Origin of the sequence: Paenibacillus violae (assembly GCF_032461945.1) — a bacterium.
Classification (GTDB): Bacteria; Bacillota; Bacilli; order Paenibacillales; family NBRC-103111; genus Paenibacillus_E; species Paenibacillus_E violae.
In genome coordinates, this window is sequence record NZ_JAWCUD010000010.1 from 37284 (window position 1) to 62101 (window position 24818).

Consider the following 24818-nt stretch of genomic DNA (forward strand, 5'->3'; position numbering starts at 1 on the left):
AGCTATTCGATGAAGAGCCAATTCCATGAAAAAGGGCGCAACTTCATAGTTTGACCAATATCCGAACGATTATACAGGAGCACTTATTATTGTTCGTTTTTCATTGACTTTGCGTAGGGGGACTGCTACACTAAAGACGGTGAAAAAAACCTTGTTCGTCTGCCTGCACGATTAGATCTACGCAGGGCAGCTTCGAGTTAAGGTCGTTTTTCATGCCGAAAGGTAGGTGCCCTTCCTGCAGATTACTGCCGAGGAGACCTAGTTCCTTCGGTGAGTAGTGGACGCTGAACACTTTAGTGCTTTAATGAAGTCCATTTTTTTTCAGTGGTACGAAAGCCATAACGGCTCATTATGGGTGACTCGTCACCGTACGGAGGTAAGTGCATATGTCAACGGTTGTTGTTGTCGGAACGCAATGGGGAGATGAAGGGAAAGGGAAAATCACGGATTTCTTAGCGGAATCTGCTGAGGTTGTAGCTCGTTACCAAGGTGGTAACAACGCAGGCCATACGATTATTATCAGCGGCAAGAAGTATAAGCTGACGATGATTCCTTCCGGTATTTTTTACCAAGATAAAGCATGTGTTATCGGGAACGGTATGGTTATTAATCCCGCGGCACTCATTGAAGAAATTAATTACATTCATGATAATGGTTTTTCGACAAAAAATTTAAACATCAGTGACCGCGCGCATGTGATCATGCCGTATCATCTGGTGCTTGACGGTCTGGAAGAAGATCGTAAAGGCGATAGCAAAATTGGCACGACCCGCAAAGGGATCGGACCTTGTTATATGGATAAAGCAGCACGCAACGGGATTCGTATTGCGGATTTAATGGATGCGGAAGAGTTTGAATTGAAACTGAGACGCATCATCGCAGAGAAGAACGTATTGATCGAGCAAGTTTATGGTTCTACAGGTCTGGATGTAGAGCCGATTCTTAAGCAGTACCTTGAGTACGCAGAAATCATTCGTCCTTATGTAACGGACACTTCTGTCGTTCTGAATGAGTACATCGATCAAGGGCGCAGAGTTCTATTCGAAGGCGCACAAGGCGTTATGTTGGATATTGACCAAGGCACATACCCGTACGTAACTTCCTCCAACCCAACGGCTGGCGGCGTATGTATCGGATCCGGCGTAGGTCCAACGAAGATCCACAATATCATCGGCGTAGCCAAAGCGTACACAACTCGTGTCGGCGACGGCCCGTTCCCGACGGAACTCGACAATGAAGTTGGCGCTTGGATCCGTGAAAAAGGCTTTGAATACGGCACAGTAACAGGCCGTCCGCGCCGTGTTGGCTGGTTCGACAGCGTGGTTGTCCGTCACGCAAGACGCGTTAGCGGCATTACTGGTCTATCTTTGAACTCCATCGACGTTCTGACAGGGCTGGATACGGTTAAAATTTGCACAGGCTACATGTACCGCGGCGAGCTTATCGAGCACTACCCAGCTAGCTTGAAAGCCATCTCAGAGTGTGAAGCTGTCTATGAAGAGCTTCCGGGCTGGACAGAAGATGTGTCTGGTGCGCGTACACTGAGTGACCTACCTGAGAATGCAAGACACTACGTTGAGCGTGTTTCACAGCTGACAGGCATTCCAATCGCGATTTTCTCTGTAGGCCGTAACCGTGAGCAAACGAATTTGGTTCGTCCAATCTACGCTTAATTCAATCGAGATAAATACAAAATCCTCTAGGCTCATCAGCAGCCTAGAGGATTTCTTTTTTGTCAATTGGGATTTAATGGGCACGATTTCGTCAATACTGGGAAGGAGGGAACAGATTTAAGCGTCAGGAGTGATAGAGAGAATGAAAGTATTAACGTGGCTGGGCAAAATCGTCATAAGTAGTGTACTTATTACATCAATCACGATGTTTACGACATGGTATGTTGTTAACATGTATGTAGAGGATATATTTCGACAATATCAGATACCGGCTTTGGGTAAAAAGATTCAATTTAGTGATTTTGCAGCAAGATTAGCAGGAGACTTGAATATAGTTATGCGTAGAGACGGGGGGAAGCAAGCTACCCCGGCGGAAACACCGCCGGCAGCTACGCCTAGTCCTAGTCCCAGCCCGTCTGGAAGCGTACCTGGTTCCAATTCGAGTGATGCCTTACATTCGGACGCAGGAACATCTGGTGAAGCGGCTTCCCAAGGAGTGAAGGATGATGATGCCGTAGCCGTCATGGGGCGTGTAAGTGATGCAAACGAGCAGAAGAAGGAACTTGTCATGTCGACCGAGGATTTCGCTAAGAAGAAAGAAGCGTTATCCAGCGATGATAAGATGAAAATATTTTCTCTTGTTGTTGCTAAGCTGCCGCAAAATGAGGTGCAGCATCTGTCTGCTTTGCTTGAGGACGGGATTACAACGGATGAGCTTAAGCAGGTCAATGATACGCTCAAGAAATATTTGAACGAGACGGAACTTCAACAGTTAACAGCAATCCTGAACAAGTACTAGTCTTCCTCATTCGAGATCTTGGATTAGCCCTAATGGAGCTGTCCGCCGAATTTCATAATCGTGTCCTCAGCTTGACGGTAGCGCGATTTCTCTACACAAACGATGAGCGCGTAAGAGGGTTCAGCTGCCGAAAAGCTATCAACCGATTGCAGTAAACCGCCGGCATAGTCGTCCGTATGTGGTTCACCGCCATAATTGAACTTGATATCCAGCACACCTTGAGATCTAAGGACTTCTGCTGTTTTCTCCATTGTAGACCGATCTGTGAACGTAGCTTCCAAATTAATTTCCATGCATAAGCTCCCCTTTCAATTTTTCACTCAAATTCGTCATTTCTCGTAATTGGGTGTAAATCTATTGGATTTATGTACAAAAAAATGAAACTTTAACGGCTTCTTTTGGCGGTGGACACGAATCTATCACATGGAGATCGAGTATTTTGTTGAAATAAGCAGAGAAAGTGTGTTAAATTTAACAAAAGGTAGATATCTTCACGGATATTATGTCTAATTAAGGTTTATTTATGTATTTTGGAGTAATTAATCATTAGGATGTATTTGAATAATTACTTCATGGATGCAAAACCGTTCAAAGGGAGAAGATCATGACAGGTTTCAGGGGTATGCGCTTTGTTCAGGATCTCATCAAGAGATTCGCGCCGAAGCGAGAAAGCTTGACCGGAAATGAATCAATATCAGACAAGCAGCTGGAAGAAGTATCGACAACTACGACGCTAACGGTAATCAAACGACATAAATGGTCTCTAGTTCTGGGAGTTGGTGCGGTAGCGCTAACAGGGGCAATTACGTTTGCAGGTCATCAGTATGTGCAAGCGAATATGGTAAATGTATATCACGTTATGCTCAACGGCAAAGAAATCGGCGTCGTGAGCGATAATAAATTGATTGATGAATATAAGCAGCAAAGACCAGAAGAAGTGCAAAAGAATTTCCCAGATGTTCATGTCGTTCTTAAGACAAACGGTGTCACCTACACGCCTGAAAAGGCTTACAATCCGGTGACGGAAGATTCAGCTGTGATCGCCACACTTAATAAGGCATTAGTGCCCCAACCGGTCGGGGTCGAATTGAAGGTAGATGGGAATACCATCGCGATTGTGAAGGATCAGCAAACGGCTGATCAGATTTTGGAACAAGTCAGTGCGCCTTTTACACCAAAAGCCAAGGAAACAGCTAAGGTCTCTGCTCTATCTGCAAGCCAGGGCGAGGATATTTCCACTGCGCCGTCAGAGCTGGAGAAAGTGGAATTCGTTCAGAAAGTTGATAAAGTCGAAGTGCCGATTGATCCAGAAGATTTGGCTAAACCGGAAGATGTTGTGAAGAAATTAACGACTGGCGATGTGACGCCTGCGAAATACACGGTAGTTGAGGGAGATTGCGTCTCCTGCATCGCGAAGAAATTAGGCATTACGAAGCAATTCATCTATGATAAAAATCCTGGTCTTCAGGATGATAAGCTGAAGATTGGCAATCAGCTTGATGTTACGGTGCTTAAACCCAAGCTGTCCGTCAAGACGACAGAGAAGATTGTGAAGAATCAAGAGATTCAATACGATACGGAGTATGTGCAAGATGATTCGCAGCGCGTAGGCGTCGTTCAACCGATTTCACCCGGCAAAAACGGGCTGAAGAAGGTGACGATCCAAGTGACGAAGGTCGATGGGTTAATGACCAACGAGCAGCTGGTGGACGAAGAAATTATTGATAAACCCGTTACGGCAAAGGTGAAAAAAGGGACCAAGGTCGTCAAAGGCGAAGGCACAGGAAAATTCGCGTGGCCTGTTATTTCCCCGAGTATTTCCAGTACGTTCGGCGTGCGTTGGGGCAAGCTTCACAAGGGAATCGATATTACAGGTAACAAAAACATCATGGCAGCCGACAATGGTAAAGTAACCGAAACAGGATATAAATCAGATTACGGCAATTATGTGATTATTAATCATTTGAATGGTTACGAGACGCTATATGGCCACATGAGCAAAATTATTGCTACCGAGGGTTCGATCGTTGAAAAAGGCGATGTCATTGGTATTATGGGTAGTACTGGCGATTCCACAGGTGTTCACTTGCATTTTGAAGTGCACAAAAGCGGCAGCTTGGAGAATCCATTGAAGTATTTAAATCGTTAATTTACATAGAGGCAAGGTCAAACCGGACAACTCGGGGGCCTTGTCTCTTTTTAGTTGAATATATGATAAAATAAAGGGTAGTATGCAAGGAATAGGACGACTTCGCAGTTTATCCTGGAGTAGGCGGTGGTAGGTTTGTTTGGGAAAATTCTCGTGGTGGATGACGAACAACCGATTGCAGATATTTTGAAATTTAATTTGGAAAAAGAGGGCTATCAGGTGGTCTGTGCCTATGATGGCGGAAGCGCTGTAGAGCTTGCTTTCTCCGAGCAGCCCGATCTTATATTGCTGGATCTCATGCTTCCCGTGAAGGATGGGATGGATGTGTGCCGGGAGGTGCGTTCGAAGCTGAACACACCGATTATTATGTTAACAGCCAAAGATACCGAGCTGGATAAAGTACTTGGCCTGGAGATGGGCGCGGACGACTATGTAACCAAGCCATTCGGCACAAGAGAGCTGCTGGCCCGAGTCAAGGCGCATTTACGCCGCCAGACGAAAGTACAGACAGCTCCGACAGAGTCGGATACGCAGCGCAACGGGATGCGAATTCACGCTTTATTCATCGATAACGACATGTACATGGTGTATAAAGATGGGGTTCCGCTCGATTTGACGCATCGCGAATTCGAGTTGATTCAATATTTGGCCAAAAACTCCGGCAAAGTGATGACGCGCGAGCACCTGCTGCAAGCGGTGTGGGGCTTCGAGTATTTCGGCGACGTGCGCACCGTCGATGTGACGATACGCCGGCTGCGTGAGAAGCTGGAGACGGATCCAAGCCGCCCGGAGTACATCATGACGCGCAGGGGGCTTGGCTATTTAATGCGCAGCCCTAAAGCCGGAGGCTTCTGAGCATGAAGGGCATCCGCTTCTTTCAATCGATCCAAGCGAAGCTGATTATTGTGTATGTCCTGCTTATTTTGATTGCGATGCAGCTTATCGGGGTGTATTTCTACAAAACGGTGGAGACGTACTTCAAGAACGACTTCTTGGTTTCACGCAATAGCCAGGTTACGCTGCTGGCAGGTTTTGTGGGGTCTTACCTCACAGGAGATCAGGACAGCAAGAACGCTGCCGAAGGCAAGAAAACGTACGCGGATTTGAACGAGTTTGTTAGCAATTTATTTTCGATTAATAATGCTGAAATTCAAATTATAGATGCCAACGGGAACGTCATTAGCACGTCGGTTCCCAGTCATTTAAAGCAAAAAAATACGCAGCCGGAAGTCATCCGTGCGCTGCAAGGGATCAAGGACAACCAGCGGATCTTCACTGACGAGGATGGTTATCGGAAAGTCATCATCGCCAAGCCGGTGGGTAGCGGTGCTCGTGTGCTAGGCGCTGTCTATCTGATTGCGTCCATGGAGGATGTCTATAAGACGATCCGTTCGATTAACCGCATTCTGATTTCGGGTACACTGATTGCGTTAGGATTAACGGCTATTCTTGGTGTTATCCTCACCAGTACGATTACGAATCCGATTAAAGAGATTACGAAACAGGCGACTGCGGTTGCGGAGGGGAATTTTGATCAACAGGTCATTATTCAAGGTACCGACGAGATCGGGCAGCTTGGTCATACGTTTAATTTCATGATGAATCGGCTCAGGGAAGCCCTGTCCCTCAATGAAGAGGAGAAGGAGAAGCTGGCCTCCATCTTGACGAATATGAACGACGGGGTCATTGCAACGGATGATAAAGGCCATGTCATCGTCCTGAATCGCAGGGCGAAGCAAATTCTGCAGGCGGAAGAAGAGACGACAATCGGCCTCGATATCTCCAAGGTGCTCGGGATTCCGGACGAAACGATTCAAGGGCTGCTTCAGGGAGAGGTGCGCACGACGCTTCTCAATATTGAACTGCCGGATGATGATGAGCAGTTATCCGTAAGGATTACATTCACACCGATTCATCGCCGGGGAGAAGGCCAGAGCGGGATTATTGCGGTGCTGCAGGATGTAACGGATCAGGAGAAGCTGGAGCAAGCCAGACGCGAGTTCGTCGCGAACGTGTCGCATGAGCTGCGCACGCCGCTGACGACGATCAAGAGCTATCTGGAAGCGCTTGATGACGGCGCTATCGAGGAACCGCAGTTGGCCTCGCGCTTTATCAGCGTGACGCGCAGCGAGACAGAGCGGATGATCCGCTTGGTGACGGATCTTTTACACTTATCGAGGCTGGATTCCAAGCAATCGATGATGAGCAAGTCCACAACCCTTGTGAGCGAGATGCTGGAGGAAGTGGCCGATCGGTTTTCTTTTCAGCTGCAGCAGCGCAAGATTGAGATTGTGATTCGGGTTGAGAAAGGCGTAACCGGCCTGCTGCTCGACCGTGACAAAATAGATCAGGTTCTCGATAACCTGGTGTCCAATGCGATTAAATACACGGGCGATGAAGGCGCAATCCGTCTGGAAGCTCGGAAAATTGAGAAGGATATGCTGGAAATTTCCGTTCAGGATAATGGGATTGGGATTCCGAAGAAGGATTTGACGCGCATTTTTGACCGTTTCTATCGCGTAGACAAAGCGCGTTCTCGGAATATGGGCGGTACAGGACTTGGGTTGTCCATTGCCCGGGAAATAGTCAAAGCGCATGGCGGTACGATTAGTTTAGAGTCCGAGTTGGGACAAGGGACCCGTGTTGTCTTTACGCTACCGATTCAGCAAGAGGAGGAGGATGAGCTATGATTGAGAGTTTAAAATCTATCGCGCTTATCATCCTGATTGGTACCTCGCTGTATCAAAGTTTTTTGCTGGCGTCGTACAGTCCGCCTAAGATTGAGCCAATTCAACAAAGCAACTATGTGCAGACAGAGACACTTGGGAAGCAGGCCGAGCTGCAGGATATGCTTTTTCCCGATCAAATCATTGTCCATTTGGGCAATCAACAGCATTCCGTGCTGTATCCCACGAATTATTACTACACAAGACTGCTCGATAACATTAAGCAGCGGAGCTTTAGGGGCTTCCGGAAGACGTCGATGTATTTGGTGAACGTGAACTGGGAAGATGTTCGCAATAAGCAGCAAGGCGTCGAGATCCGGTTCCGGGACGGCATCCCGTTCACCATTTTGCAGCAGGTGCTGCGGATTGAAGGCGAGCTGCCGGCGGATAACGATAAAGTGACGCGGATATGGATTTACTCGAAAGGCAATAACGAAGATGTTCGCGCTTTCTTCTTTACAGATTCACCAGGCGTAGGGTATGAGGTAATCGGGGCCGATTTTACAAGTAAAGACGTGGAGAATTTTGCAGCCTTCGGTGATGTTACGAATCTGTACAAGACGACGAACAGCGGCGATTACTATCTTCCGGTGAAGGCGCTCAGGCTGCCGAGTTATACTTTCAATTACACCCTGCTTACAGCGGATCAATTGAAGCAAAGCCTGTTCGTAGATCCTGGCATCACCCGCTATCTCAAAGAGCGCGATGGATCGGAAATCTACACGGACAGCAAACGCGGTTTTCAGCTTAATCGTGACCTGCGGTGGATTACGTACTCCGACCCTGTGGCCCCTGTGGAGAGCAAAAGCGAAGTGCTCGAAAACTTGCTGGCCGGCATTAAATTTATCAACCAGCATATCGGTTGGGATGGTAAATATATGTTGGCTCGTACACCACAGAAGCAGCTTTTTGACAATCAGGCCTTCACGTTCCGTCAGTATTATGAATCTTTGCCGATTGTGACGTCACAACCTGAGGGCTATGGTTTTCTGAAAATGCAGGTACAGAAGGGAATCATCTCTGGATTCGAACGGTCGATGATTATTCCGGATCTGAAGACAGCTCAGCGGCGTGACGGGGAAATATTATCCGGTGACGCGTTAGAAGAACGGTTGCAGTATTATCAGCGGCGGTCCAGTATCGTCTCTATTTTTCCGGCATATCATCCGGTTGTCTCGGAAAAGACCCTCACGTTAGTCCCCGCATGGGCGTTGGAGCTGCGAGATGGCACGTATGATTTCATCGAATAAGGTTGATTAAAACTATCTTTATGGAAAGGTTGGTGAGACCATGAATTGGAGCAGGGCCAAAACGATCCTGATTTGCTCCTTTTTGCTGCTCAATATGATTCTTGGCTTCCAGCTGTGGTCCACCAATCGCTCCAATCAGACGGAAATCTCGCTAGACACGTCAGGGACGATCGAGGAGCTGAATCGCGCACTCCACAGTAAAAATATTCGATTAGCCGATGAATTGCCGACGGATGTTACGAAGCTGAAGGTTATTACGGTGAAATATGACGATAGTATAAAGCCTGGGGACAAGAAAATGTTGAAAACGCCGTTGAGCATGAGCGCGTTGCTAGGCAAAGGAGCAAGCAAAGAAGTTCAGGCTCAGTCGGAAATTCCGAATTTTAACCTGTATCAGCTGGATTCAGCGGTAAGAACGAATGGTACTTATGTATTTAATCAACTGTACGGCAAGCTTCCGTTATTTGATGTGACGGTAGAGCTGAATGAGGAAAATGGAGAAATTACCAGTTACCGTCAAGCCTACGTTGAAGTAGAATCAGGAGTAGAACAAACGGAGCAAAAGCTGATTCCCGCTCAGTTAGCGGTGCGCAGCCTTGTAGACAACTATTTAAGTGAAGGCTCGATTATCACGGAGGTCAGACTGGGGTACCATGGACAGCCTTACAATTCCCAGACACAGCCGATGTTCCCGCACTGGCGGATTACGATCGATAATCACGATATTTATTATCTGCAAGCGTTCAACGGCGCGGTGGAGTCTCCGCAAAAAGGGTCGGAGCCCGTTCCATTTGGAACACCAGAAGGTAGCAAACCGGGAAGTACAAGTAACAACGATGATAAGAACAAACCGGATAAGAAGTAGAGTGGTAGAGCAGCGTTTTACATAAATAACTAAAACATTTGTACATGAATGCATAGAGGAGCAGGGTAGGATGGGTATGAGGTTTACAGTGCTGTCGAGCGGTTCGACGGGGAATGCGACGGTCGTCGACAATGGGGAGACCAAGGTGCTTATCGATGTGGGCTTCAGCGCGAAGAAGATGGAGGCATTGATGAAGGAACGCGAGCTTGCCGCGGATACCATAGACGCCATTGTGATCACACATGAGCATTCGGATCATATCAAAGGTTTAGGCGCGCTGGCGCGTAAGTATGATTTGCCTATTTATGCGAATGAGAAGACGTGGGTGGAATTGGACCGCCAAATCGGTGTGATTGCGGAAGAGAACAAGCGGGTTATGGAAACCGGCAGCATCGAAGAATTCGGTACGTTGCGTGTGGAATCGTTCGGGATTTCGCATGATGCGGCGGAACCGGTGGGTTATTGCTTTTATGATGGGGAGCAGAAAATAAGTGTCGTCACGGATCTCGGTTATATGAGCGAGAAAGTGAAAGAGAAGATTGTAGATTCAGATGCTCTGGTGCTAGAGACGAATCATGACGTAGACATGCTGCGCGTAGGGCACTATCCTTGGAGCATTAAGCGCCGCATTCTCGGGGATAAGGGGCATTTATCCAACGAAGCCGCGGGAGAAGCGCTTTGTGACGTGATGACGAATAAGACGAAGTCCGTCTATATGGCCCATTTAAGCCGTGACCATAATTTAATGGATTTGGCCAGGCTAACGGTGAATAACATAGTACAAGAGCGCGCCCCGGAGTCTAAGCAGTTACGATTAATGGATACGTATTTTGACCGTTCTACGAAATGGGATGTATTGGATTCGGAGTAAGTGCGGCGTCGATTTCTTTGGATTTGAGCTGTATTTCCTGCGGTGTGATCAGGCCTTTATCAATCAGTGTTTGAATGAGAGATGAAAGTACGAGGGATTGGTGGTAAAGGCTGTCCTTGAGATCTGCGAGCTTCCCGATCATATTGATTTCGTCCATATGGGATGGAATTCGATTCATAATGTGCATTCTCCTTTGGTTTTCTAATTTAAAGTTACTGTTAACTCTAGTAATTCCTTGAGAGATTTGGTTTACTATTATTGTAGGCAAGAACGGAACGAAACATTCCTATTTTTTGCAAATATAAGATTCTGAGGCAAGAGCGGCATGACCCGCCCCCTGTCAGCAAGGAGGGACACCCTGTGAGTTTGTTTGATGATGATTTTTATTCGACCAAAAGAACCAAGCAGCGAGAGCCTGTGTGGCGTCCTAAACGGTCGGGAGGATTTGCAGGATTTACGGAACGCAGACGAAATGTGGCCCTTATCGCAGGTGTAGGCGGGGCTTTATCGATGCTTTTGCTTGTTGGCTTAGTTAGCGGTTTGGGTCAAAAGGAATCGCATTCCGATGCAATAGCGATACCGGCTGCAGTCGCGAATGCAGAGACGCGTCCTATGAACATCAACGACTCTGTCGTGGCGGCAACGGAGAAAATTAAGCCGGCTGTGGTCAGCGTGATCTCCTCCAAGAAGGATGATAAGGGTCAAGAGAGCGGGATAGGGATCGGATCGGGCGTCATTTTTTCCCGGAATGGGGATAAGGTGCGCATCGTAACCAATAGCCATGTTGTCGAAAATGGGAACCAGTTTGAAATCGTGAATTTTCAAGGTGAGCATCGCAAGGCTACGCTGGTCGGCCGTGACCGGATTACGGATTTAGCGGTTTTGGAAGCTGATGGCAAAGATATCAAGGTTATAGCGGAATTTGGCGATTCCGAGACGCTCCGCGCAGGCGAAATGGCGATTGCCGTCGGTAATCCGCTAGGGCTTGGCTTCTCGCCAACCGTCACGCAGGGCATCATTTCGTCACCGAAGCGAACGATACCGGTTTCTTTATCCCGCGAGGGTACGGATTATGACTGGGAGATGGATGTCATCCAGACGGATGCGGCGATCAACCAAGGTAACAGCGGTGGACCCCTGGTCAATATCGACGGTAAAGTGATTGGGATTAACTCGATGAAAATTTCGGATACAGGCGTTGAGGGGTTAGGTTTCGCGATTCCTATTAATAGCGCTAAGCCGATAATCGATAACTTGATCACCGATCACAAGGTCAAAAGACCGCTGATGGGTGTCTCGACGCAGGAATTGCAAGCTTTTAAAGGGACGGATGTATTAAAGCTGCCCGCAGATGTGAAAACTGGAGTTATCGTCTTCGAAGTATCTGGCCCTTCCAAAGAGGCAGGTCTGAAACCGCAGGATGTCATCGTGCTGTTGGATGACCGGAAGATTGATAGTACGATCACGCTGCGTAAGTATTTATACAATGAGAAACATATTGGTGATAAAGTGAACGTGACGTACTATCGCGGCGGCAAGAAGATGAATGCGGTCGTAACGTTAGTGGAAGCAACAGATAAATAAGATATAGAAACAATGCGGATGAGAGGTAGTTGCATGCACGTAGTTTGTAAGGATCATGTGGAAATCGCGATTGATGAGTTTGTCGATGAATACGAGGAAGCGCCGGATGTTGTGGATTTGCTGAAAACCCACTTCGCGAACTGGGAGCCTCCTTCCCATTGTGAGCATTGCCAGGAGTTGGCGCGATTTCTAGTTGTATGAGGAAGGCTGAGGCCTTCCTTTTTGTTTTTGAATAGATTAAGAAAGGGAGTATTCGTTTATGCAGATACAGATTTTAACGGTTGGGAAGTTGAAGGAGCGCTATCTTGTGGATGGGATCGCGGAGTACGTCAAGCGCCTTGGGCCTTATGCCAAGGTGCAAATGATTGAGGTGCCGGATGAGAAGGCACCGGAGAACATGAGCGCAGCTGAGGAGCAGCAGGTGCGCGTGAAGGAAGGCGAGCGGCTGCTGGCCAAGCTCGGCGCGGATGTGTACGTCGTGGCGTTGGCCATCGACGGCGAGATGTGGTCAAGCGAGCAGCTGGCGGCCTCGCTCGATAAGTTGGCCACCTATGGGCGGAGCCAGGTGGCCTTCGTGATCGGCGGCTCGCTGGGGCTCTCTAGCGAGCTGCTGCGCCGTGCGGATATGCGGCTGAGCTTTGGCCGCATGACGCTGCCGCACCAGTTGATGCGGCTGGTGCTGGTCGAGCAGATTTATCGCGCTATGCGGATAAATCGGGGGGAACCGTATCACAAATGACGCAAAATTTTTGGGATTGGAAAACGCTAAGTCACAAAGAAAGGAAACCATGCGATAGCCCTTAAAACTTAAAGATAGAGCGATAAGCCACCATGACAGAATTTGCATGCATAAAGAAGCTTCCATTCCACTAGATTGTGGATTTGGAAGCTTCTTTGCACATAGTTTGGGTCTATCTCATTCGCAGTGTTCTTTTTAATCAGGCTCATTCTTCTTAATCCTAATCTACTAATTGACGGAACTTGTGCCAGTACCTTTACCAGTGCCCCCTGTGCCAGTACCTTTACCAGTGCCCCCTGTGCCAGTACCTTTACCAGTGCCCCCTGTGCCAGTACCTTTACCAGTGCCCCCTGTGCCAGTACCTTTACCAGTGCCCTTGCCGGTACCTTTACCAGTGCCCTTGCCGGTACCTTTACCAGTGCCCTTGCCGGTACCTTTACCAGTGCCCTTGCCGGTACCTTTACCAGTGCCCTTGCCAGTACCTTTACCAGTGCTCTTGCCGGTACCGTCAGTACCACCGCTGCTTTTTTTTGACATAGGATTTCGAACTAAGAACTCATCCAGCCCGGAATCTTTAGCTTGTGTTATTAAATCTAGTATTTGAGTTTCTCCCATATTATCACCTTCCTTAAAATTTATTTACAATCAGATAGTGTATTCTATGTCTATTGATATTAATTTGTTCTAGTGTTAAGCCCCAATTTATTATCAACACCACTTGCTTTCTCATATGATATAAAAAAAGCAAGGGAATGATTTTATGGAAGATACTTCTATCCCCACTTATGGTATAACGATTGAGCCGAAAGATCTAAAGATACTAATGCAAGATGTATGGAAAGATGATCATGTTCCCTCCAGATTAGTTGTAGAAAATATTCCTTATGAGATTGGATTATCCTATCGGGGAGATCATACCCGTAAATTTCGGAAGAAATCCTATAGCATCGACTTTAGGTCATATAAAGAAGAGTTTGCTGCCCGTGAGATACACTTAAATGCTGAATACCGGGATCCTTCCTTAATACGCAACAAGCTTTCCTTTGATTTTTTCGAGAGTATTGGGAGTATTGCTCCAATTAGTAAGCATGTCCTTCTAGAATTGAACGGGGAGACAAAGGGAATTTATCTAGAACTTGAATCGGTGGATGAATTCTTTTTACAAAAAAGAGGACTGCCGTCTGGTCCTATTTATTATGCCACGATCAACCATGCAAACTTTTCTCTATTAACACCAAAGGAAAAGCCAAAATCTTCACTTCTATCTGGATATTATCAAAAAATAGGTAGCGATAAGGATAATCAAGATTTAGAAAGGTTTATTATAAAAATAAATACAACTAACCGAGAGGAATTTGGTGAAGCGATTAAAAAGGATATGAATATCGACAATTACTTATTGTGGCTATGCGGGGCCGTGTGTACCCAAAACTATGATGGGTTTATTCACAACTATTCTATATTTCGAAATGAAGAGACGGGTTTATATCAAATGATCCCTTGGGATTATGACGCAACTTGGGGTCGAAATTGGAATGGCGACATAATGGAATTTGATGCCGTTCCAATCGAAGGCTATAATACGCTCACTGCACGTCTTCTGGATGTTTTGGAAATAAGGCAGCAATACCGTCGTATGATGGCTGAGGTTCTAGAAACGAAATTTACAGTTAAGGCTATTGAACCTATGGTAGCCAATCTCCACAAGCAATTAAATCCCTATATTTCTTTAGATCCGTATAAGAAGCAAACTATTGCGCTATTTAATAGCGAGCCAGAATTAATCCTTCGCTTCATTGAACAACGCAACAGCTATCTTCGAAAGCATTTAAAGGATCTTGAGTAAAGGAGGGAGTACACTGATAAAACTGAAAATGAGTAATACAAAGAAATATGGCAGAGGAATTTATGCAACCGGGAGTTTTAAAAAAGGTGATTTACTTGAGTCAGCCCCAATTATCGTTGTTTCCAAAAACGAATGGGAACAAATGAGGACAAGCATCCTCAAAAACTATGTATTTCGGTGGGGAGAGGATAAAGCTATAGCTCTAGGATACGGTTGTTTATACAATCACTCTTTCTCTCCCAATGCGAGATATATCTCGAATAAAAAGAATCTAACCATTGACTTCTATGCCTACAAAGATATTGAAGCGGGAGAAGAGATTTTGATTAATTACAATGGAGACCCTGAGGACCAATCTTCCTTGTGGTTTAAGGTCATCGATTAAACAGGTAGAATACTCTCCGAAAATATGGGCGTCCTCCAATAGGGCGCCCTTAAAGTTCCCTTAAACGATGATACGGAGAACCGTACCACAAGTAAAGGCAAGTTTTGAGCGTAAGGTAACGTTGGCTTCAGAACCAAATTAGCACATTACCTTTTTTACGTTCGGTCTCTACATATTTGTGGGCATCTGGCAGATACTCCAAAGGATATCGACGATCGATAACGGCGTTCAGTATTCTATTGTTGGCGAGTTCCATGAGAAACGCTAAATTCGATTGGTTTTGCATAAGCCCGGCTGTTGCGAAAACAGCCCTTTTGCCTTTCAACAGAGATGTCCACATCATTTGCAGAAGGATAGACAACCTAGGTGCGGTAGTCAGATAAATCCCCTTAGCCGTTAGCACTCGCTTACTTGCTGAGAAGGAGCGTTTGCCTACAGCATCAAAAACGACATCATAGGCTTTGTCCGCCTTCGTGAAATCTTCCTGGGTATAGTCAATAACGAAGTCTGCCCCTGCTCTTCTGACCAGACCTTCGTTGCCTCCAGAGCAAACAGCGGTTACTTCAGCGCCATAGTATTTGGCCAATTGCACAGCGTAGATACCGACGGCCCCTGAGGCGCCATTAATCAGCACTTTCTGTCCTTCCCGCAATTTTGCCTTATCCCTTAGAAACGTCAATGCGGTGGCGCCTCCGTCACAGACGCCGACGGCTTCTTCAAAGGTAAGGCTGTCCGGTATAACCGCAAGAGGGCTCTCTTCGGAAAGACACTTATATTCGGCGTAAGCACCGAAGTTTTTGACGCTCATCCCCAAGATGCGATCCCCTGGCTTAAAATGCTGTACTTCTCTTCCGACCGCTTCGACCACTCCAGCTAACTCGGTTCCTCCTATTGCAAATTTCGGTCTGGATAACCCGTAAATCAGTTTAATCATAAACGGATTACCCTTGCGAAAAGCGCAGTCCGACGGCCCTACCTTGGCAGCTTGGACACGTATGAGAAGCTCCTTGTTTCCAGGCGAAGGCTTCGCGATTTGTTGCAGAACAATCACTTCCGGCGAACCATACGAGATTTGAACCATGGCTTTCATGGGTTTTCCCCTCCTAGCATTAAATTTCACTTCAACGGACATTTACAAGAGGCTCCCCTGTGGTAGAAAATGGATAGGAGAAAGAACGGGCGACAGGGAGATGAAGGCAAGAGATGATGAAAGACATCCTATACAAATACATTTCGAGATGGACTTCTCTTAACGAGGAAGATCAGCAAGCCATAGTGAACGAAATTCGCATAGAAGAATTTACAAAAGGAGACGTTCTTTTTGAACAAGGAGATATTCCTACAGCATGCTATTTCATCTTGAAAGGCTGCGTAAGGCAGTATTCGATCGATGAAGAGGGTAGAGAAGTCACATCCAATTTTTATACCGAAGAGCAAGCCATCGCGATTTTTAATCATCACAAACCAGACAAGTCTTCCGATTTTACTTTCGTGTGCGCAGAAGATTCGGTAATGGTCGTTGGCGATCTGGATAAGGAAAAGGACATGTACAATAAGCACCCTCAATTGGAATCAATGACCCGCAGGATGATGGAGGAGAACTTTAGTCAGGTCCAAGAGGAATTCGCTGCTTATATCGCTTCTTCGCCTGAAGAACGCGTCAAAACACTTCTAACGAAACGCCCCTCTCTAATCGACCGTGTACCCCAACATCAATTGGCCAGTTATCTCGGCATTACTCCGGAGTCGCTAAGCCGAATTAAGAAGAGAATCCAGTAAGACTTAAACGGGTCCGAATACCGTAATTGTAACTAGGGGGATGTTTCCTTGCATTGATTTAAGTCAATAGACGAGCCTGGAAATACAGAAAGGGCACCCTCCCAGGTGCCATTCAAACTTGCCGTTATAGACAACTCGGAGAGCCTTATCACAAGTAGGGCGAAATTTGAAGCATTATTGCTTGTAAAGCTCAGAAACTAAAAAGAGGCCGCTTTGTTTGGTGGACTCTTGAAGAGAGTAGGATGGCGGTTATCAGTTACGATTTAGGATTGAAGAGATATAGTTTTTGAAGCCTTCTTCTCCAAGTTTTTCGTGCTTACCATCGTATCCCTCTATTTGCAAGTTATAGAGGGACACCTTAGGGAAAATCACGAAGAACTTTTGAAGTAGCATGAGATTACCCTAGCGGTTTTTGGTAGAGGTTGCTGATGGAAGGATTCTGCATGACCGCGCGATTGATTGGCCCGGACGCTCCGCCGGCTGAAATCGTGCAAGCCGCGATGATGTTGATGGAGGCTTATAGCCGTTCATTATGATTTACTCCCCACGCACACATGACTTCTGTTACAGGGATCAATTTTTTTGTTTGAAGGTAATCTTCTTAAATATTGACGGAGTATTAGTGACTACAAATTCTTTAACTCCAAGTGGTAAGTATTTTGGTCACACGTTCGACAAGACCTGCGTTCAAAATCTCATCGAGATACTTAATGCCACTGGAGCAAAAAACATCATTTCATCATCATGGAGAGAAGGAAGAACATTGGTTCAACTACAATCAATTTTCAAGGCTAATGGTCTTGAGGATTGTGTTATAGATGTAAGAAACCACTCCTATAATAAGAAGTGGTTTTTGCTTTTATATATCTTACTTAGCCGCCAATCTTAAAGCCTGCTCCTCAGCATCTTTATATCCCTTTTGCAACACTTCATTTCTGTCCAAAAATGCTGTTCCTTGAATTCGCACCGCTTCAAAATCTTCAATTCCCATTAAATCAAACATGGACTTCAAAAATTTATTCGAGTACTCCAGTTCAGAATAAAAGTCATTATTGGTGTAAATGGACCCACTGGCTTGAATGGTAACGACGCTTCTTCCATCATCAAGAAGTCCGATGGATGCTCTTCCGTTACTCATTGGGGGGCTGATATATTTAAATGTTTCCCGCGCAATCATAACATTATCTATATAATCCTTTAGTTTCGAGGGGATACTGAAGTTATGCATTGGAAATACAATGACGTATTTATTAGCACTTTTGAATTGCTGTAGCAGGGTATTCATACGATCTGTTACTTCTTTTTCTTGACTAGTTAATTCTTTCTCTTCCGCTAGTTTCGACCATGCGCTCAATACATTTTTATCAAGTGCGGGTACTTCGTCGTCGTATAGGTTAATTTGTTCAATAACCTCGTCATTCGAATGCTTCTCTTTGTATACTTTCAGAAAATAGTTAAATACATCGAGACTTGCAGAGGTTTTGGAATCAAAATCCGGGTGTGCATTGATGATAAGTAATTTACTCATGTATATTTCCTCCTAGGAATATATTATAGATCCAATTAATCGTCGATTTATATAGTCCATAATATAACTTCCCCAATTACATGTCAATTTATTAAACCAAGAAATTTATGTAAATAAACAAAATGAAATCGGTGCTGCTATGTTTTTTATCTCCCGCACTAGCGCATTCGTTGGCCGAGCCTCAGGACATAGTTTGCCTATTTTCTTTTAAATACGACACCAGAAAATTATGGTAAGATATTAGGAGAGAGTACCATTCCTATCTTATAAAATGGAGGCGCTTACTTATGGACCAACAATTGCAGCAAGAGGGATACTTTGGGGAGTTTGGCGGCAGCTTCGTCCCGCCGGAATTACAGGAAGTGTTGAGTTATTTGAGTGAGCAATTTTACAAGTTTAGAGACGATCCGGAGTTTAAGGAAGAGCTTCGTTATTATCTAAGCGAATATGTTGGACGTGAGAATCCATTAACGTATGCGGAGCGGCTGACCAAAGCTTGGGGAGGGCCGAAAATATACTTAAAGCGCGAGGATTTAAATCATACCGGAGCGCATAAGATCAACAACGCAATTGGCCAGATCCTGCTTGCTAAAAGGATGGGGGCGAAGCGGATTATTGCTGAGACGGGTGCCGGACAGCATGGTGTTGCTACGGCAACGGCTTGCGCTATGTTTAATATGGAATGCATCATCTATATGGGAGCTGAGGATACTCGTCGGCAGGCGCTTAATGTGTTCCGTATGGAGCTGCTGGGTGCGACGGTTGTACCGGTACATAAAGGACAAGGAAGATTGAAAGATGCGGTAGATGAGGCATTGGACGATCTGGTTCGCAATTATAAAAATACATTCTATTTGCTAGGCTCCGCTGTCGGTCCGCATCCGTTTCCAACGATGGTCAAGCACTTCCAGGCCATTATTAGTGAAGAATCGAAACGGCAGATTGTGGAGAAAGAAGGCCGTTTACCGGATGCGGTGGTGGCCTGCACAGGCGGCGGGAGTAATGCTATCGGCGCGTTCGCTCATTACATCGACGAGCCGAGCGTTCGCTTAATCGGGGTCGAGCCCGATCAGGCTCCGTCTTTGACCCAAGGCGTTCCGAGCATCATCCACGGCTTTAAGTGTTTAGTGCTGCTGGACGAGGAAGGACAGCCGAAGAAGACCTATTCCATCGCCGCGGGGCTGGATTATCCGGGCATTGGGCCGGAGCATAGCCACCTGAAGGTGACGGGCCGGGCTGAATATGCAACGGTCACGAATGAGGAAGTGCTGGAAGCCTTCCAAGAACTGTCGCGCACGGAGGGAATCATTCCTGCCTTAGAGAGCGCGCATGCAGTTGCCTACGCGAAGCAGTTGGCGCCGACGATGAGCGAAGATCAAATTATTATCGTCAATCTGTCAGGCCGCGGAGATAAGGATGTCGAGCAAGTTTATCAAATGCTTAAATAGAGAGACGAAGGGCGTCCAATAGGACGCCCTTTTGATTTGGCTCTGTAGACGATGGACAGGTAAATGCTGCTATTACTCGAATAGGATTGTAGTTGATAGTAAACAGTGTTACTCTTACAACGGTAAACACATACTCTACGTTTTGCAAAGAAAGGTAACACTATGATAAAAGTTGAAAACCTATCCTTCTCATTTCCGCAAAAAGAACTATATACAAACGTTTCATTTACGCTTGAAGAGGCACAACATTGCGCTTTTATAGGAACAAGTGGCAGTGGAAAAAGTACATTGATAGATATACTTATGGATCCAGAAAGATATTTGTTCGAGGGCAAGTTAGAAATAGATCCGACTTGCAAAATTAGGCATGTAAGTCAATTCCCACAATTCGACAAAACGAAAGAAACAACGGTTTTTGAATATATAGGGGAAGAATTTATTAAGATACAAGATGAAATAACATCGATTTGTACGGAAATGGAAACATCACCGGATGATATTGAATCGTTATTAGACAAGTATCAATTAGCTTTAGACGCATTTGATTCAATCGGTGGGGCTGATTTTGAAAGTAATATCAATAAGAAACTAAATCTAGCAAACCTCATGAAGCTAAAGGATCTTAGGGTATCCGATCTAAGTGGCGGGGAATTCAAACTTATTCAAGTGATGAAGGAAATGCTTAGTAGTCCAGACTTAATGATTATGGATGAACCAGATGTATTTTTAGACTTCGAAAACCTAAATGCACTTAAAAATCTGATTAATTCTCACAAAGGAATACTGCTTGTTGTTACGCACAACCGATATCTATTGAACCATTGTTTCAATAAAATCATACACCTTGAAAACATGGAGATCCAAGAGTTTGATGGGCGATATATGGAGTATACTTTCTCATTACTTCAGACAAAAATTGAGTTGCAAGAGATCGCAGTCGCTGAGCAAGAAGAAATTGAGAGATACGATAACATTATTGATAATCTTAGAGTTATCGCAACTATTAATTCAGAAGCATCTAGAGGCAGAGCATTAAAAGCTAGAGTTAGGTTTCAAGAGAGATTGGAAGCGCGTAGAATTAAAGCGCCATTCGTTGATATTAAGCAACCGAATATTCGTTTTGGTATGGATAATGAAATTGAAGACAGCGTTGTTGTAAAAGTCAATAATTATAGTGTTACTTTTGATGAGTTGCTTTTAGATAATGTTAACTTTGAGATAAAATCTACGGATAAAGTAGCCATTATTGGTCCAAACGGTACCGGAAAAACGACCTTACTCCGAGATATCTTTAAAAATAAGCATGCTGCAATTGAAGTTAATCCTGATGTTAAAGTGGCATATTTATCTCAGTTTCAAGGCGAAATGCTAAAAGATTCTAATACAATACTAGAAGAATTCATCGATGCTGGGTTTAAAACTTATGATGAGATTAGAACATTTATTTCAAACTATGGCTTTGAAGGGGAAATCGTTAATCAAAGGATAGCTTCTTTATCTGGTGGAGAAAAAAATATGCTTCAATTGGCTAAGGTTTCTGCCAGTAAAGCAAACGTTTTGCTTCTTGATGAACCGACAAGCCATTTGGACACGTATACACAAATAGCGCTAGAGAAAGCCATTGAAGACTATAAAGGTGCGATTCTCATGATTTCTCATGATTTCTATTCGGTTGTAAATGGTATGGATTATGTTTTAATCATTGACGATAAGACGATTAGAAAAATGAGTATGCGAAAATTTAGACAGATGATTTATGCTAGTCATTTTGATAGAGACTATCTAGAACATGAGCAAAATAAAAAATCACTTGAAATGAAAATAGAATTGGCTTTAAAAGATACGAATTTTGAACTTGCAAAAGTTTTGGTTGATGAGCTAGAAGAGCTGATTAAGTTGCTTTAGAAGACAATAATCCTGAAAAAGGGCTCTTCCGAATACAGGAAAGGCCCTTTTGGTGCGGCATCTGTTTTTCGCAAACCCTGAGCTTCTATATGTCGCCTTCTTATATAATAAGTAATTGGAAAAAGGGAAGACTACACGATATCGCTTTTTCGCCAAAACTTATTATTTCTTGGAGGATGACAAATGAAAGGCAATTCAACCAAAGCAGCATTTTGGATAGTCGCCTGGGTGCTCGTGCTCTGTTTATGGTCTAGTGCAGCGCCTTCCATTGTGTTTCCATTATATGCAACAGATTGGCATCTCTCGAAATCAACAACGACAGGTATCTTTGCTATGTATCCTATTGCAATCATCTTCGTGCTTGTAATCGTAGGTAATATTTCAGATTACATCGGACGCCGAATGACGTTAATGATCGGACTTACTTTCCTCCTCTTTGGCGCATTCGTTTTTGCCTTAGCTCCGAACTTGCACTGGCTGTTTGTCGCCCGAGCACTGCAGGGCTTTGGAGTTGGATTGACATCGGGGGCGGGGGCCGCAGCGCTTGTAGAGTTTAATCCGACATCGAACACGAAATTTCCCGGATCGATAAACACGATTACTCAGGCAGTTGGTGTGTTCATTGCATTAATTCTTGGGGCAATTCTAATTAAGTATGAGCCATTCCCGCTACATTTAAGTTATTGGGTTTTATCCTTACTCATATTTGTCAGCATGATCCTGTGTTTCTTCCTTCCGAAAAATCAAACATCTCGATCTGGCGATAAATCGAACTGGAAACCAGCGGGGATTAAGGTACCGAAAGGATTATGGGGCATTTATCTCCTGGCAGCATTAGCCGTAGGAATCGGCTTTGCCTATGGAGGAATATTTTTATCTCTTGGGGCTCAAATTGCGCGCGATGTCGTTGGGACGAAAGATATTCTTGTGATCGGTATGGTGTTATCGATTTTGAGTTTGCTAATTGCGGTGGGTGCTACAATTGCAGGGCGAATGAGTCCGCTGCCTTCAATTCGTATCGGAACGGTTCTGATAAGCTCGACATTGGTTCTTCTTGTCATGGCGTCAGAAATGCATTCTTTCATCCTATTCGTAACGTCGTCGATTACCGGAGGACTTGGTTATGGATTCTCTGTAACCGGAGGGATTGGCCTTGCGAACATGTACGCGTCACCTGAAAACAAAGCGCAGTTTTTATCTTCTGTTTTTGTCGTCTCTTATCTGTTCCAAGGAGCCAGCGCATTTGGCGGTGGTTTGGCTTCCACTATTTATGGCTTTAGCTACGCAATATGGATGCTTTCTCTTATAGTCGGATCAATTGCGCTTATTACGCTACTGTCTACGATGATGTTCAATAAGAAAATGGTCTATGCCAAGTAAATAAAAACACGAAAGTAGACTATCCTTCCTCAGGGTGGTCTACTTTTTGCTATAATATGTATAGTAGGACTGTTTAACAATTGGGCAAATATGGAATCCTAGTACTATCAAATAATGAGAGAATATGAGGGATGAAAATGTCGTACATCGTTGATTTTAAAAATGTGTCTACAGTAGGTTTAGAATCTTCGCCTGTAGCAGAAGCGCTTGCCGGTTTACGTGCGAATGAAGCCCGTTATTTCATGAACAAATACAAGCATGAATTCGAGGTTGTACCCGCTAGCGAAAGTCAGGAAAATCTTGATTATGCGAACAAAATTTTAAAAGAACGTGACATTGAGTTTGCTGCCAAGCCTCTAGAAACGTCGCATTTTCAAGTGGAAAATATTCAGTTTACCTATGTTTTTTACGAGGATGGCCTGTCGATCAATGTCATGTATACCGTGGATGATCCTAAGAAGCGGGCGGTTGGGTTTAAGCTTTCTGAGGGTATGGAGATACCTAAGGAGTTAGAATCGAAGTTCAAGTTCGCTAGGCAGAAGTCTAAATTGGCTGGAACGATTCGGGGTTCGTTTTTCGTAATCAAAGGAGAATATACGTATAACTGAAGCTTGAAATAAGAGGGTGCCCCTGCCATTTCCATGGCTTTTGGGACACCCTTATTTACGCTACATATGGTTGTGTGATGTTAAAAGCGACTGACCGCAACAATGACAGCTAACGCGATGAAGACGAATAAGTTGTACGGAGGTGATCTTTCATGACAAAAACGAATCCTAAGGTTGACGAATTTATTAGTAAGGCTAAAACCTGGAAGGAAGAATACGTAGAGTTGAGAAGAATCGTTCTTGGCTGCCAGTTAACCGAGGAATATAAGTGGATGCATCCTTGCTACACGATTCAGGATAAAAATGTTGTTCTCATACACGGGTTTAAAGACTACTGCGCGCTTTTGTTTCACAAGGGAGTTCTGCTAAAAGATGCTCATGGTATCCTTATTCAACAAACCGAGAATGTCCAGGCGGGGCGCCAGATTCGGTTCACCCATGTTCGGGAAATCCTTGCAATGGAGTCGATCTTGAAAGACTACATTAACGAAGCGATTGAAGTTGAAAAAGCCGGTTTGGAAGTAAGTTTTAAAAAGCAGACAGAATTCACAGTTGCAGAAGAGTTTCAAATGAAGCTCGATGAGAACCCTGCTTTGAAAACGGCCTTTGGAGCCTTAACACCCGGACGGCAAAGAAATTATCTTCTTCATTTCTCTGAGCCCAAACAATCTAAAACGCGAGAGTCACGGGTGGAGAAAAATGTGCAGAAAATTCTCGATGGAAAGGGATTAAACGATTAAAGAGGAAAACCATCCGTTTGCAGGGTGGTTTTTTTGTTATTTCATGACCTAGCCGTTGAACTTGACAAGTATGGATTACAAATGTAATACTGAGTTTGTATTACATTTGTAATCCAAGTAGAAAGGAGGTAGCTAATGTGAAAACTGTCCCACATATTACGGATGCCGAATGGGAAGTTATGAAGGTGCTCTGGAATCAGTCGCCACGCACGGCGAATGAAGTGATTGAAGCAATGCAGGATCAGACGGAGTGGAAGCCGAAAACGATTCGAACGCTGTTAAACCGATTAACGCAGAAGCAGGCGCTGTCTTTTACGCAAGAAAACAGAGTGTATGCCTATTTCCCTTTAGTTTCTGAGGGGGAATGTGTGAAGTCAGAGACGCAATCTTTTCTGAAAAGAATGTATGGCGGTGCCTTTAAGCCGATGCTGGTTAACTTTTTGAAGGAGGAGCAGCTGTCGGAGGAAGATATTAAAGAGTTAAAACAACTTTTGGAAAATAAATCCAACTAACAGCGATGCCCGAACAGGCGGCGCTGCTTCA

The 24818-nt window shown here is 44.9% G+C and carries 26 protein-coding genes; 21 read left to right on the forward strand and 5 right to left on the reverse strand.

All coding sequences use genetic code 11. The features are described from left to right. The first annotated feature begins 386 nt into the window (after positions 1 to 386). Together RQP52_RS24975 and RQP52_RS24980 are read left to right on the forward strand one after the other, a co-directional pair. Complete coding sequence (locus tag RQP52_RS24975) at positions 387 to 1673, forward strand: adenylosuccinate synthase (RefSeq protein ID WP_315954353.1); 1287 nt, start codon at positions 387 to 389, stop codon at positions 1671 to 1673. Between the two features lie 142 nt (positions 1674 to 1815). Next, positions 1816 to 2472 carry a hypothetical protein gene (locus RQP52_RS24980; protein ID WP_315954354.1) on the forward strand — a complete coding sequence of 219 codons (657 nt, stop codon included), beginning with the start codon at positions 1816 to 1818 and terminating at the stop codon, positions 2470 to 2472. 29 nt (positions 2473 to 2501) lie between these two features. Here the strand turns inward: RQP52_RS24980 and RQP52_RS24985 are convergent, their stop codons facing one another. After that, positions 2502 to 2765, reverse strand: coding sequence for a hypothetical protein (locus RQP52_RS24985; RefSeq protein ID WP_315954355.1), 264 nt, complete (start codon positions 2763 to 2765; stop codon positions 2502 to 2504). 329 nt (positions 2766 to 3094) lie between these two features. Here RQP52_RS24985 and RQP52_RS24990 point away from each other — a divergent pair, with 329 nt between their 5' ends. The 6 genes from RQP52_RS24990 to RQP52_RS25015 all read left to right on the forward strand — a co-directional run bounded on the left by RQP52_RS24990 (position 3095) and on the right by RQP52_RS25015 (position 10333). Then, entirely contained in the window at positions 3095 to 4621 is a 1527-nt protein-coding gene (locus RQP52_RS24990) for a M23 family metallopeptidase (protein WP_315954356.1), read from the forward strand. A 135-nt stretch (positions 4622 to 4756) separates the two neighbouring features. After that, positions 4757 to 5476 (forward strand): response regulator YycF, encoded by a 720-nt coding sequence (yycF, locus tag RQP52_RS24995; protein WP_127454036.1) that lies wholly within the window; start codon positions 4757 to 4759, stop codon positions 5474 to 5476. A 2-nt stretch (positions 5477 to 5478) separates the two neighbouring features. Further along, positions 5479 to 7311, forward strand: coding sequence for a cell wall metabolism sensor histidine kinase WalK (gene walK / locus RQP52_RS25000; RefSeq protein WP_315954357.1), 1833 nt, complete (start codon positions 5479 to 5481; stop codon positions 7309 to 7311). Then, a complete protein-coding gene (locus tag RQP52_RS25005) occupies positions 7308 to 8597 on the forward strand; it encodes a YycH family regulatory protein (RefSeq protein ID WP_315954358.1) in 1290 nt (429 codons plus the stop codon). The genes walK and RQP52_RS25005 overlap by 4 nt, the downstream gene beginning before the upstream one ends. Positions 8598 to 8637: 40 nt before the next feature. Continuing rightward, the gene (gene yycI, locus RQP52_RS25010; RefSeq protein WP_315954359.1) at positions 8638 to 9462 is read left to right on the forward strand and encodes a two-component system regulatory protein YycI; all 825 of its coding nucleotides are present in this window, start codon (positions 8638 to 8640) and stop codon (positions 9460 to 9462) included. A gap of 70 nt (positions 9463 to 9532) precedes the next feature. Continuing rightward, on the forward strand, positions 9533 to 10333 hold the full coding sequence (locus RQP52_RS25015) for an MBL fold metallo-hydrolase (protein WP_127454030.1): 801 nt from the start codon (positions 9533 to 9535) through the stop codon (positions 10331 to 10333). Here RQP52_RS25015 and RQP52_RS25020 read toward each other — a convergent pair. Further along, positions 10302 to 10511, reverse strand: a complete 210-nt coding sequence (locus tag RQP52_RS25020; RefSeq protein ID WP_235959445.1) for a hypothetical protein — start codon at positions 10509 to 10511, stop codon at positions 10302 to 10304. The two genes, RQP52_RS25015 and RQP52_RS25020, sit on opposite strands and share 32 nt — an antisense overlap. A gap of 182 nt (positions 10512 to 10693) precedes the next feature. On the opposite strand from RQP52_RS25020, the gene RQP52_RS25025 reads away from it, so the two are divergent. From RQP52_RS25025 to rlmH, 3 genes are read left to right on the forward strand one after another with little or no spacing between them, the layout of a single operon-like run. Further along, positions 10694 to 11917, forward strand: coding sequence for a S1C family serine protease (locus tag RQP52_RS25025; RefSeq protein WP_315954360.1), 1224 nt, complete (start codon positions 10694 to 10696; stop codon positions 11915 to 11917). Between the two features lie 33 nt (positions 11918 to 11950). Beyond that, a complete protein-coding gene (locus RQP52_RS25030; protein WP_127454029.1) occupies positions 11951 to 12118 on the forward strand; it encodes a CxxH/CxxC protein in 168 nt (55 codons plus the stop codon). Positions 12119 to 12176: 58 nt separating this feature from the next. Further along, positions 12177 to 12656, forward strand: a complete 480-nt coding sequence (gene rlmH / locus RQP52_RS25035) for a 23S rRNA (pseudouridine(1915)-N(3))-methyltransferase RlmH (RefSeq protein WP_315954361.1) — start codon at positions 12177 to 12179, stop codon at positions 12654 to 12656. Positions 12657 to 12884: 228 nt separating this feature from the next. Here the strand turns inward: rlmH and RQP52_RS25040 are convergent, their stop codons facing one another. Then, entirely contained in the window at positions 12885 to 13193 is a 309-nt protein-coding gene (locus RQP52_RS25040; protein WP_315954362.1) for a hypothetical protein, read from the reverse strand. A gap of 223 nt (positions 13194 to 13416) precedes the next feature. Between RQP52_RS25040 and RQP52_RS25045 the strand changes: the two genes are divergently transcribed. Together RQP52_RS25045 and RQP52_RS25050 are read left to right on the forward strand one after the other, a co-directional pair. Further along, a complete protein-coding gene (locus RQP52_RS25045; RefSeq protein WP_126141447.1) occupies positions 13417 to 14502 on the forward strand; it encodes a CotH kinase family protein in 1086 nt (361 codons plus the stop codon). A gap of 28 nt (positions 14503 to 14530) precedes the next feature. Further along, positions 14531 to 14887, forward strand: a complete 357-nt coding sequence (locus RQP52_RS25050) for an SET domain-containing protein (RefSeq protein ID WP_126141448.1) — start codon at positions 14531 to 14533, stop codon at positions 14885 to 14887. A gap of 127 nt (positions 14888 to 15014) precedes the next feature. Here the strand turns inward: RQP52_RS25050 and RQP52_RS25055 are convergent, their stop codons facing one another. Next, positions 15015 to 15977: an NAD(P)-dependent alcohol dehydrogenase gene (locus RQP52_RS25055; protein WP_315954363.1), complete on the reverse strand. Its 963-nt coding sequence runs from the start codon at positions 15975 to 15977 to the stop codon at positions 15015 to 15017. Between the two features lie 116 nt (positions 15978 to 16093). Here RQP52_RS25055 and RQP52_RS25060 point away from each other — a divergent pair, with 116 nt between their 5' ends. Continuing rightward, positions 16094 to 16666: a Crp/Fnr family transcriptional regulator gene (locus RQP52_RS25060; protein WP_315954580.1), complete on the forward strand. Its 573-nt coding sequence runs from the start codon at positions 16094 to 16096 to the stop codon at positions 16664 to 16666. Positions 16667 to 17198: 532 nt separating this feature from the next. Then, positions 17199 to 17555 (forward strand): HAD domain-containing protein, encoded by a 357-nt coding sequence (locus RQP52_RS25065; RefSeq protein WP_315954364.1) that lies wholly within the window; start codon positions 17199 to 17201, stop codon positions 17553 to 17555. On the opposite strand, the gene RQP52_RS25070 is transcribed toward RQP52_RS25065, so the two are convergent. Continuing rightward, positions 17535 to 18194, reverse strand: coding sequence for an FMN-dependent NADH-azoreductase (locus RQP52_RS25070; protein ID WP_315954365.1), 660 nt, complete (start codon positions 18192 to 18194; stop codon positions 17535 to 17537). The two genes, RQP52_RS25065 and RQP52_RS25070, sit on opposite strands and share 21 nt — an antisense overlap. A 287-nt stretch (positions 18195 to 18481) precedes the next feature. On the opposite strand from RQP52_RS25070, the gene trpB reads away from it, so the two are divergent. The 6 genes from trpB (at position 18482) to blaI (ending at position 24787) form a co-directional block, all read left to right on the forward strand. After that, the gene (gene trpB / locus RQP52_RS25075; protein ID WP_315954366.1) at positions 18482 to 19642 is read left to right on the forward strand and encodes a tryptophan synthase subunit beta; all 1161 of its coding nucleotides are present in this window, start codon (positions 18482 to 18484) and stop codon (positions 19640 to 19642) included. Between the two features lie 162 nt (positions 19643 to 19804). Next, on the forward strand, positions 19805 to 21547 hold the full coding sequence (locus RQP52_RS25080; protein ID WP_315954367.1) for an ABC-F family ATP-binding cassette domain-containing protein: 1743 nt from the start codon (positions 19805 to 19807) through the stop codon (positions 21545 to 21547). 183 nt (positions 21548 to 21730) lie between these two features. Further along, positions 21731 to 22927 carry an MFS transporter gene (locus tag RQP52_RS25085; protein ID WP_315954368.1) on the forward strand — a complete coding sequence of 399 codons (1197 nt, stop codon included), beginning with the start codon at positions 21731 to 21733 and terminating at the stop codon, positions 22925 to 22927. Between the two features lie 137 nt (positions 22928 to 23064). Then, a complete protein-coding gene (locus RQP52_RS25090) occupies positions 23065 to 23535 on the forward strand; it encodes a phage tail protein (RefSeq protein ID WP_315954369.1) in 471 nt (156 codons plus the stop codon). A gap of 152 nt (positions 23536 to 23687) precedes the next feature. Beyond that, positions 23688 to 24275, forward strand: coding sequence for a YdeI/OmpD-associated family protein (locus tag RQP52_RS25095; RefSeq protein ID WP_315954370.1), 588 nt, complete (start codon positions 23688 to 23690; stop codon positions 24273 to 24275). Between the two features lie 137 nt (positions 24276 to 24412). Further along, positions 24413 to 24787 (forward strand): penicillinase repressor BlaI, encoded by a 375-nt coding sequence (gene blaI, locus RQP52_RS25100; RefSeq protein WP_315954371.1) that lies wholly within the window; start codon positions 24413 to 24415, stop codon positions 24785 to 24787. Positions 24788 to 24818 lie beyond the last annotated feature (31 nt).

Excerpts from the sequence above, each read along its gene's own strand:
- RQP52_RS24975 (WP_315954353.1), top strand. The coding sequence starts at position 387 with ATGTCAACGGTTGTTGTTGTCGGAACGCAATGGGGAGATGAAGGGAAA.
- RQP52_RS24980 (WP_315954354.1), top strand. The coding sequence starts at position 1,816 with ATGAAAGTATTAACGTGGCTGGGCAAAATCGTCATAAGTAGTGTACTT.
- RQP52_RS24985 (WP_315954355.1), bottom strand. The coding sequence starts at position 2,765 with ATGGAAATTAATTTGGAAGCTACGTTCACAGATCGGTCTACAATGGAG.
- RQP52_RS24990 (WP_315954356.1), top strand. The coding sequence starts at position 3,095 with ATGCGCTTTGTTCAGGATCTCATCAAGAGATTCGCGCCGAAGCGAGAA.
- walK (WP_315954357.1), top strand. The coding sequence starts at position 5,479 with ATGAAGGGCATCCGCTTCTTTCAATCGATCCAAGCGAAGCTGATTATT.
- RQP52_RS25005 (WP_315954358.1), top strand. The coding sequence starts at position 7,308 with ATGATTGAGAGTTTAAAATCTATCGCGCTTATCATCCTGATTGGTACC.
- yycI (WP_315954359.1), top strand. The coding sequence starts at position 8,638 with ATGAATTGGAGCAGGGCCAAAACGATCCTGATTTGCTCCTTTTTGCTG.
- RQP52_RS25015 (WP_127454030.1), top strand. The coding sequence starts at position 9,533 with ATGGGTATGAGGTTTACAGTGCTGTCGAGCGGTTCGACGGGGAATGCG.
- RQP52_RS25020 (WP_235959445.1), bottom strand. The coding sequence starts at position 10,511 with ATGAATCGAATTCCATCCCATATGGACGAAATCAATATGATCGGGAAG.
- RQP52_RS25030 (WP_127454029.1), top strand. The coding sequence starts at position 11,951 with ATGCACGTAGTTTGTAAGGATCATGTGGAAATCGCGATTGATGAGTTT.
- rlmH (WP_315954361.1), top strand. The coding sequence starts at position 12,177 with ATGCAGATACAGATTTTAACGGTTGGGAAGTTGAAGGAGCGCTATCTT.
- RQP52_RS25040 (WP_315954362.1), bottom strand. The coding sequence starts at position 13,193 with ATGTCAAAAAAAAGCAGCGGTGGTACTGACGGTACCGGCAAGAGCACT.
- RQP52_RS25045 (WP_126141447.1), top strand. The coding sequence starts at position 13,417 with ATGGAAGATACTTCTATCCCCACTTATGGTATAACGATTGAGCCGAAA.
- RQP52_RS25050 (WP_126141448.1), top strand. The coding sequence starts at position 14,531 with ATGAGTAATACAAAGAAATATGGCAGAGGAATTTATGCAACCGGGAGT.
- RQP52_RS25055 (WP_315954363.1), bottom strand. The coding sequence starts at position 15,977 with ATGAAAGCCATGGTTCAAATCTCGTATGGTTCGCCGGAAGTGATTGTT.
- RQP52_RS25060 (WP_315954580.1), top strand. The coding sequence starts at position 16,094 with ATGAAAGACATCCTATACAAATACATTTCGAGATGGACTTCTCTTAAC.
- RQP52_RS25065 (WP_315954364.1), top strand. The coding sequence starts at position 17,199 with ATGATTTACTCCCCACGCACACATGACTTCTGTTACAGGGATCAATTT.
- RQP52_RS25070 (WP_315954365.1), bottom strand. The coding sequence starts at position 18,194 with ATGAGTAAATTACTTATCATCAATGCACACCCGGATTTTGATTCCAAA.
- trpB (WP_315954366.1), top strand. The coding sequence starts at position 18,482 with ATGGACCAACAATTGCAGCAAGAGGGATACTTTGGGGAGTTTGGCGGC.
- RQP52_RS25080 (WP_315954367.1), top strand. The coding sequence starts at position 19,805 with ATGATAAAAGTTGAAAACCTATCCTTCTCATTTCCGCAAAAAGAACTA.
- RQP52_RS25085 (WP_315954368.1), top strand. The coding sequence starts at position 21,731 with ATGAAAGGCAATTCAACCAAAGCAGCATTTTGGATAGTCGCCTGGGTG.
- RQP52_RS25090 (WP_315954369.1), top strand. The coding sequence starts at position 23,065 with ATGTCGTACATCGTTGATTTTAAAAATGTGTCTACAGTAGGTTTAGAA.
- RQP52_RS25095 (WP_315954370.1), top strand. The coding sequence starts at position 23,688 with ATGACAAAAACGAATCCTAAGGTTGACGAATTTATTAGTAAGGCTAAA.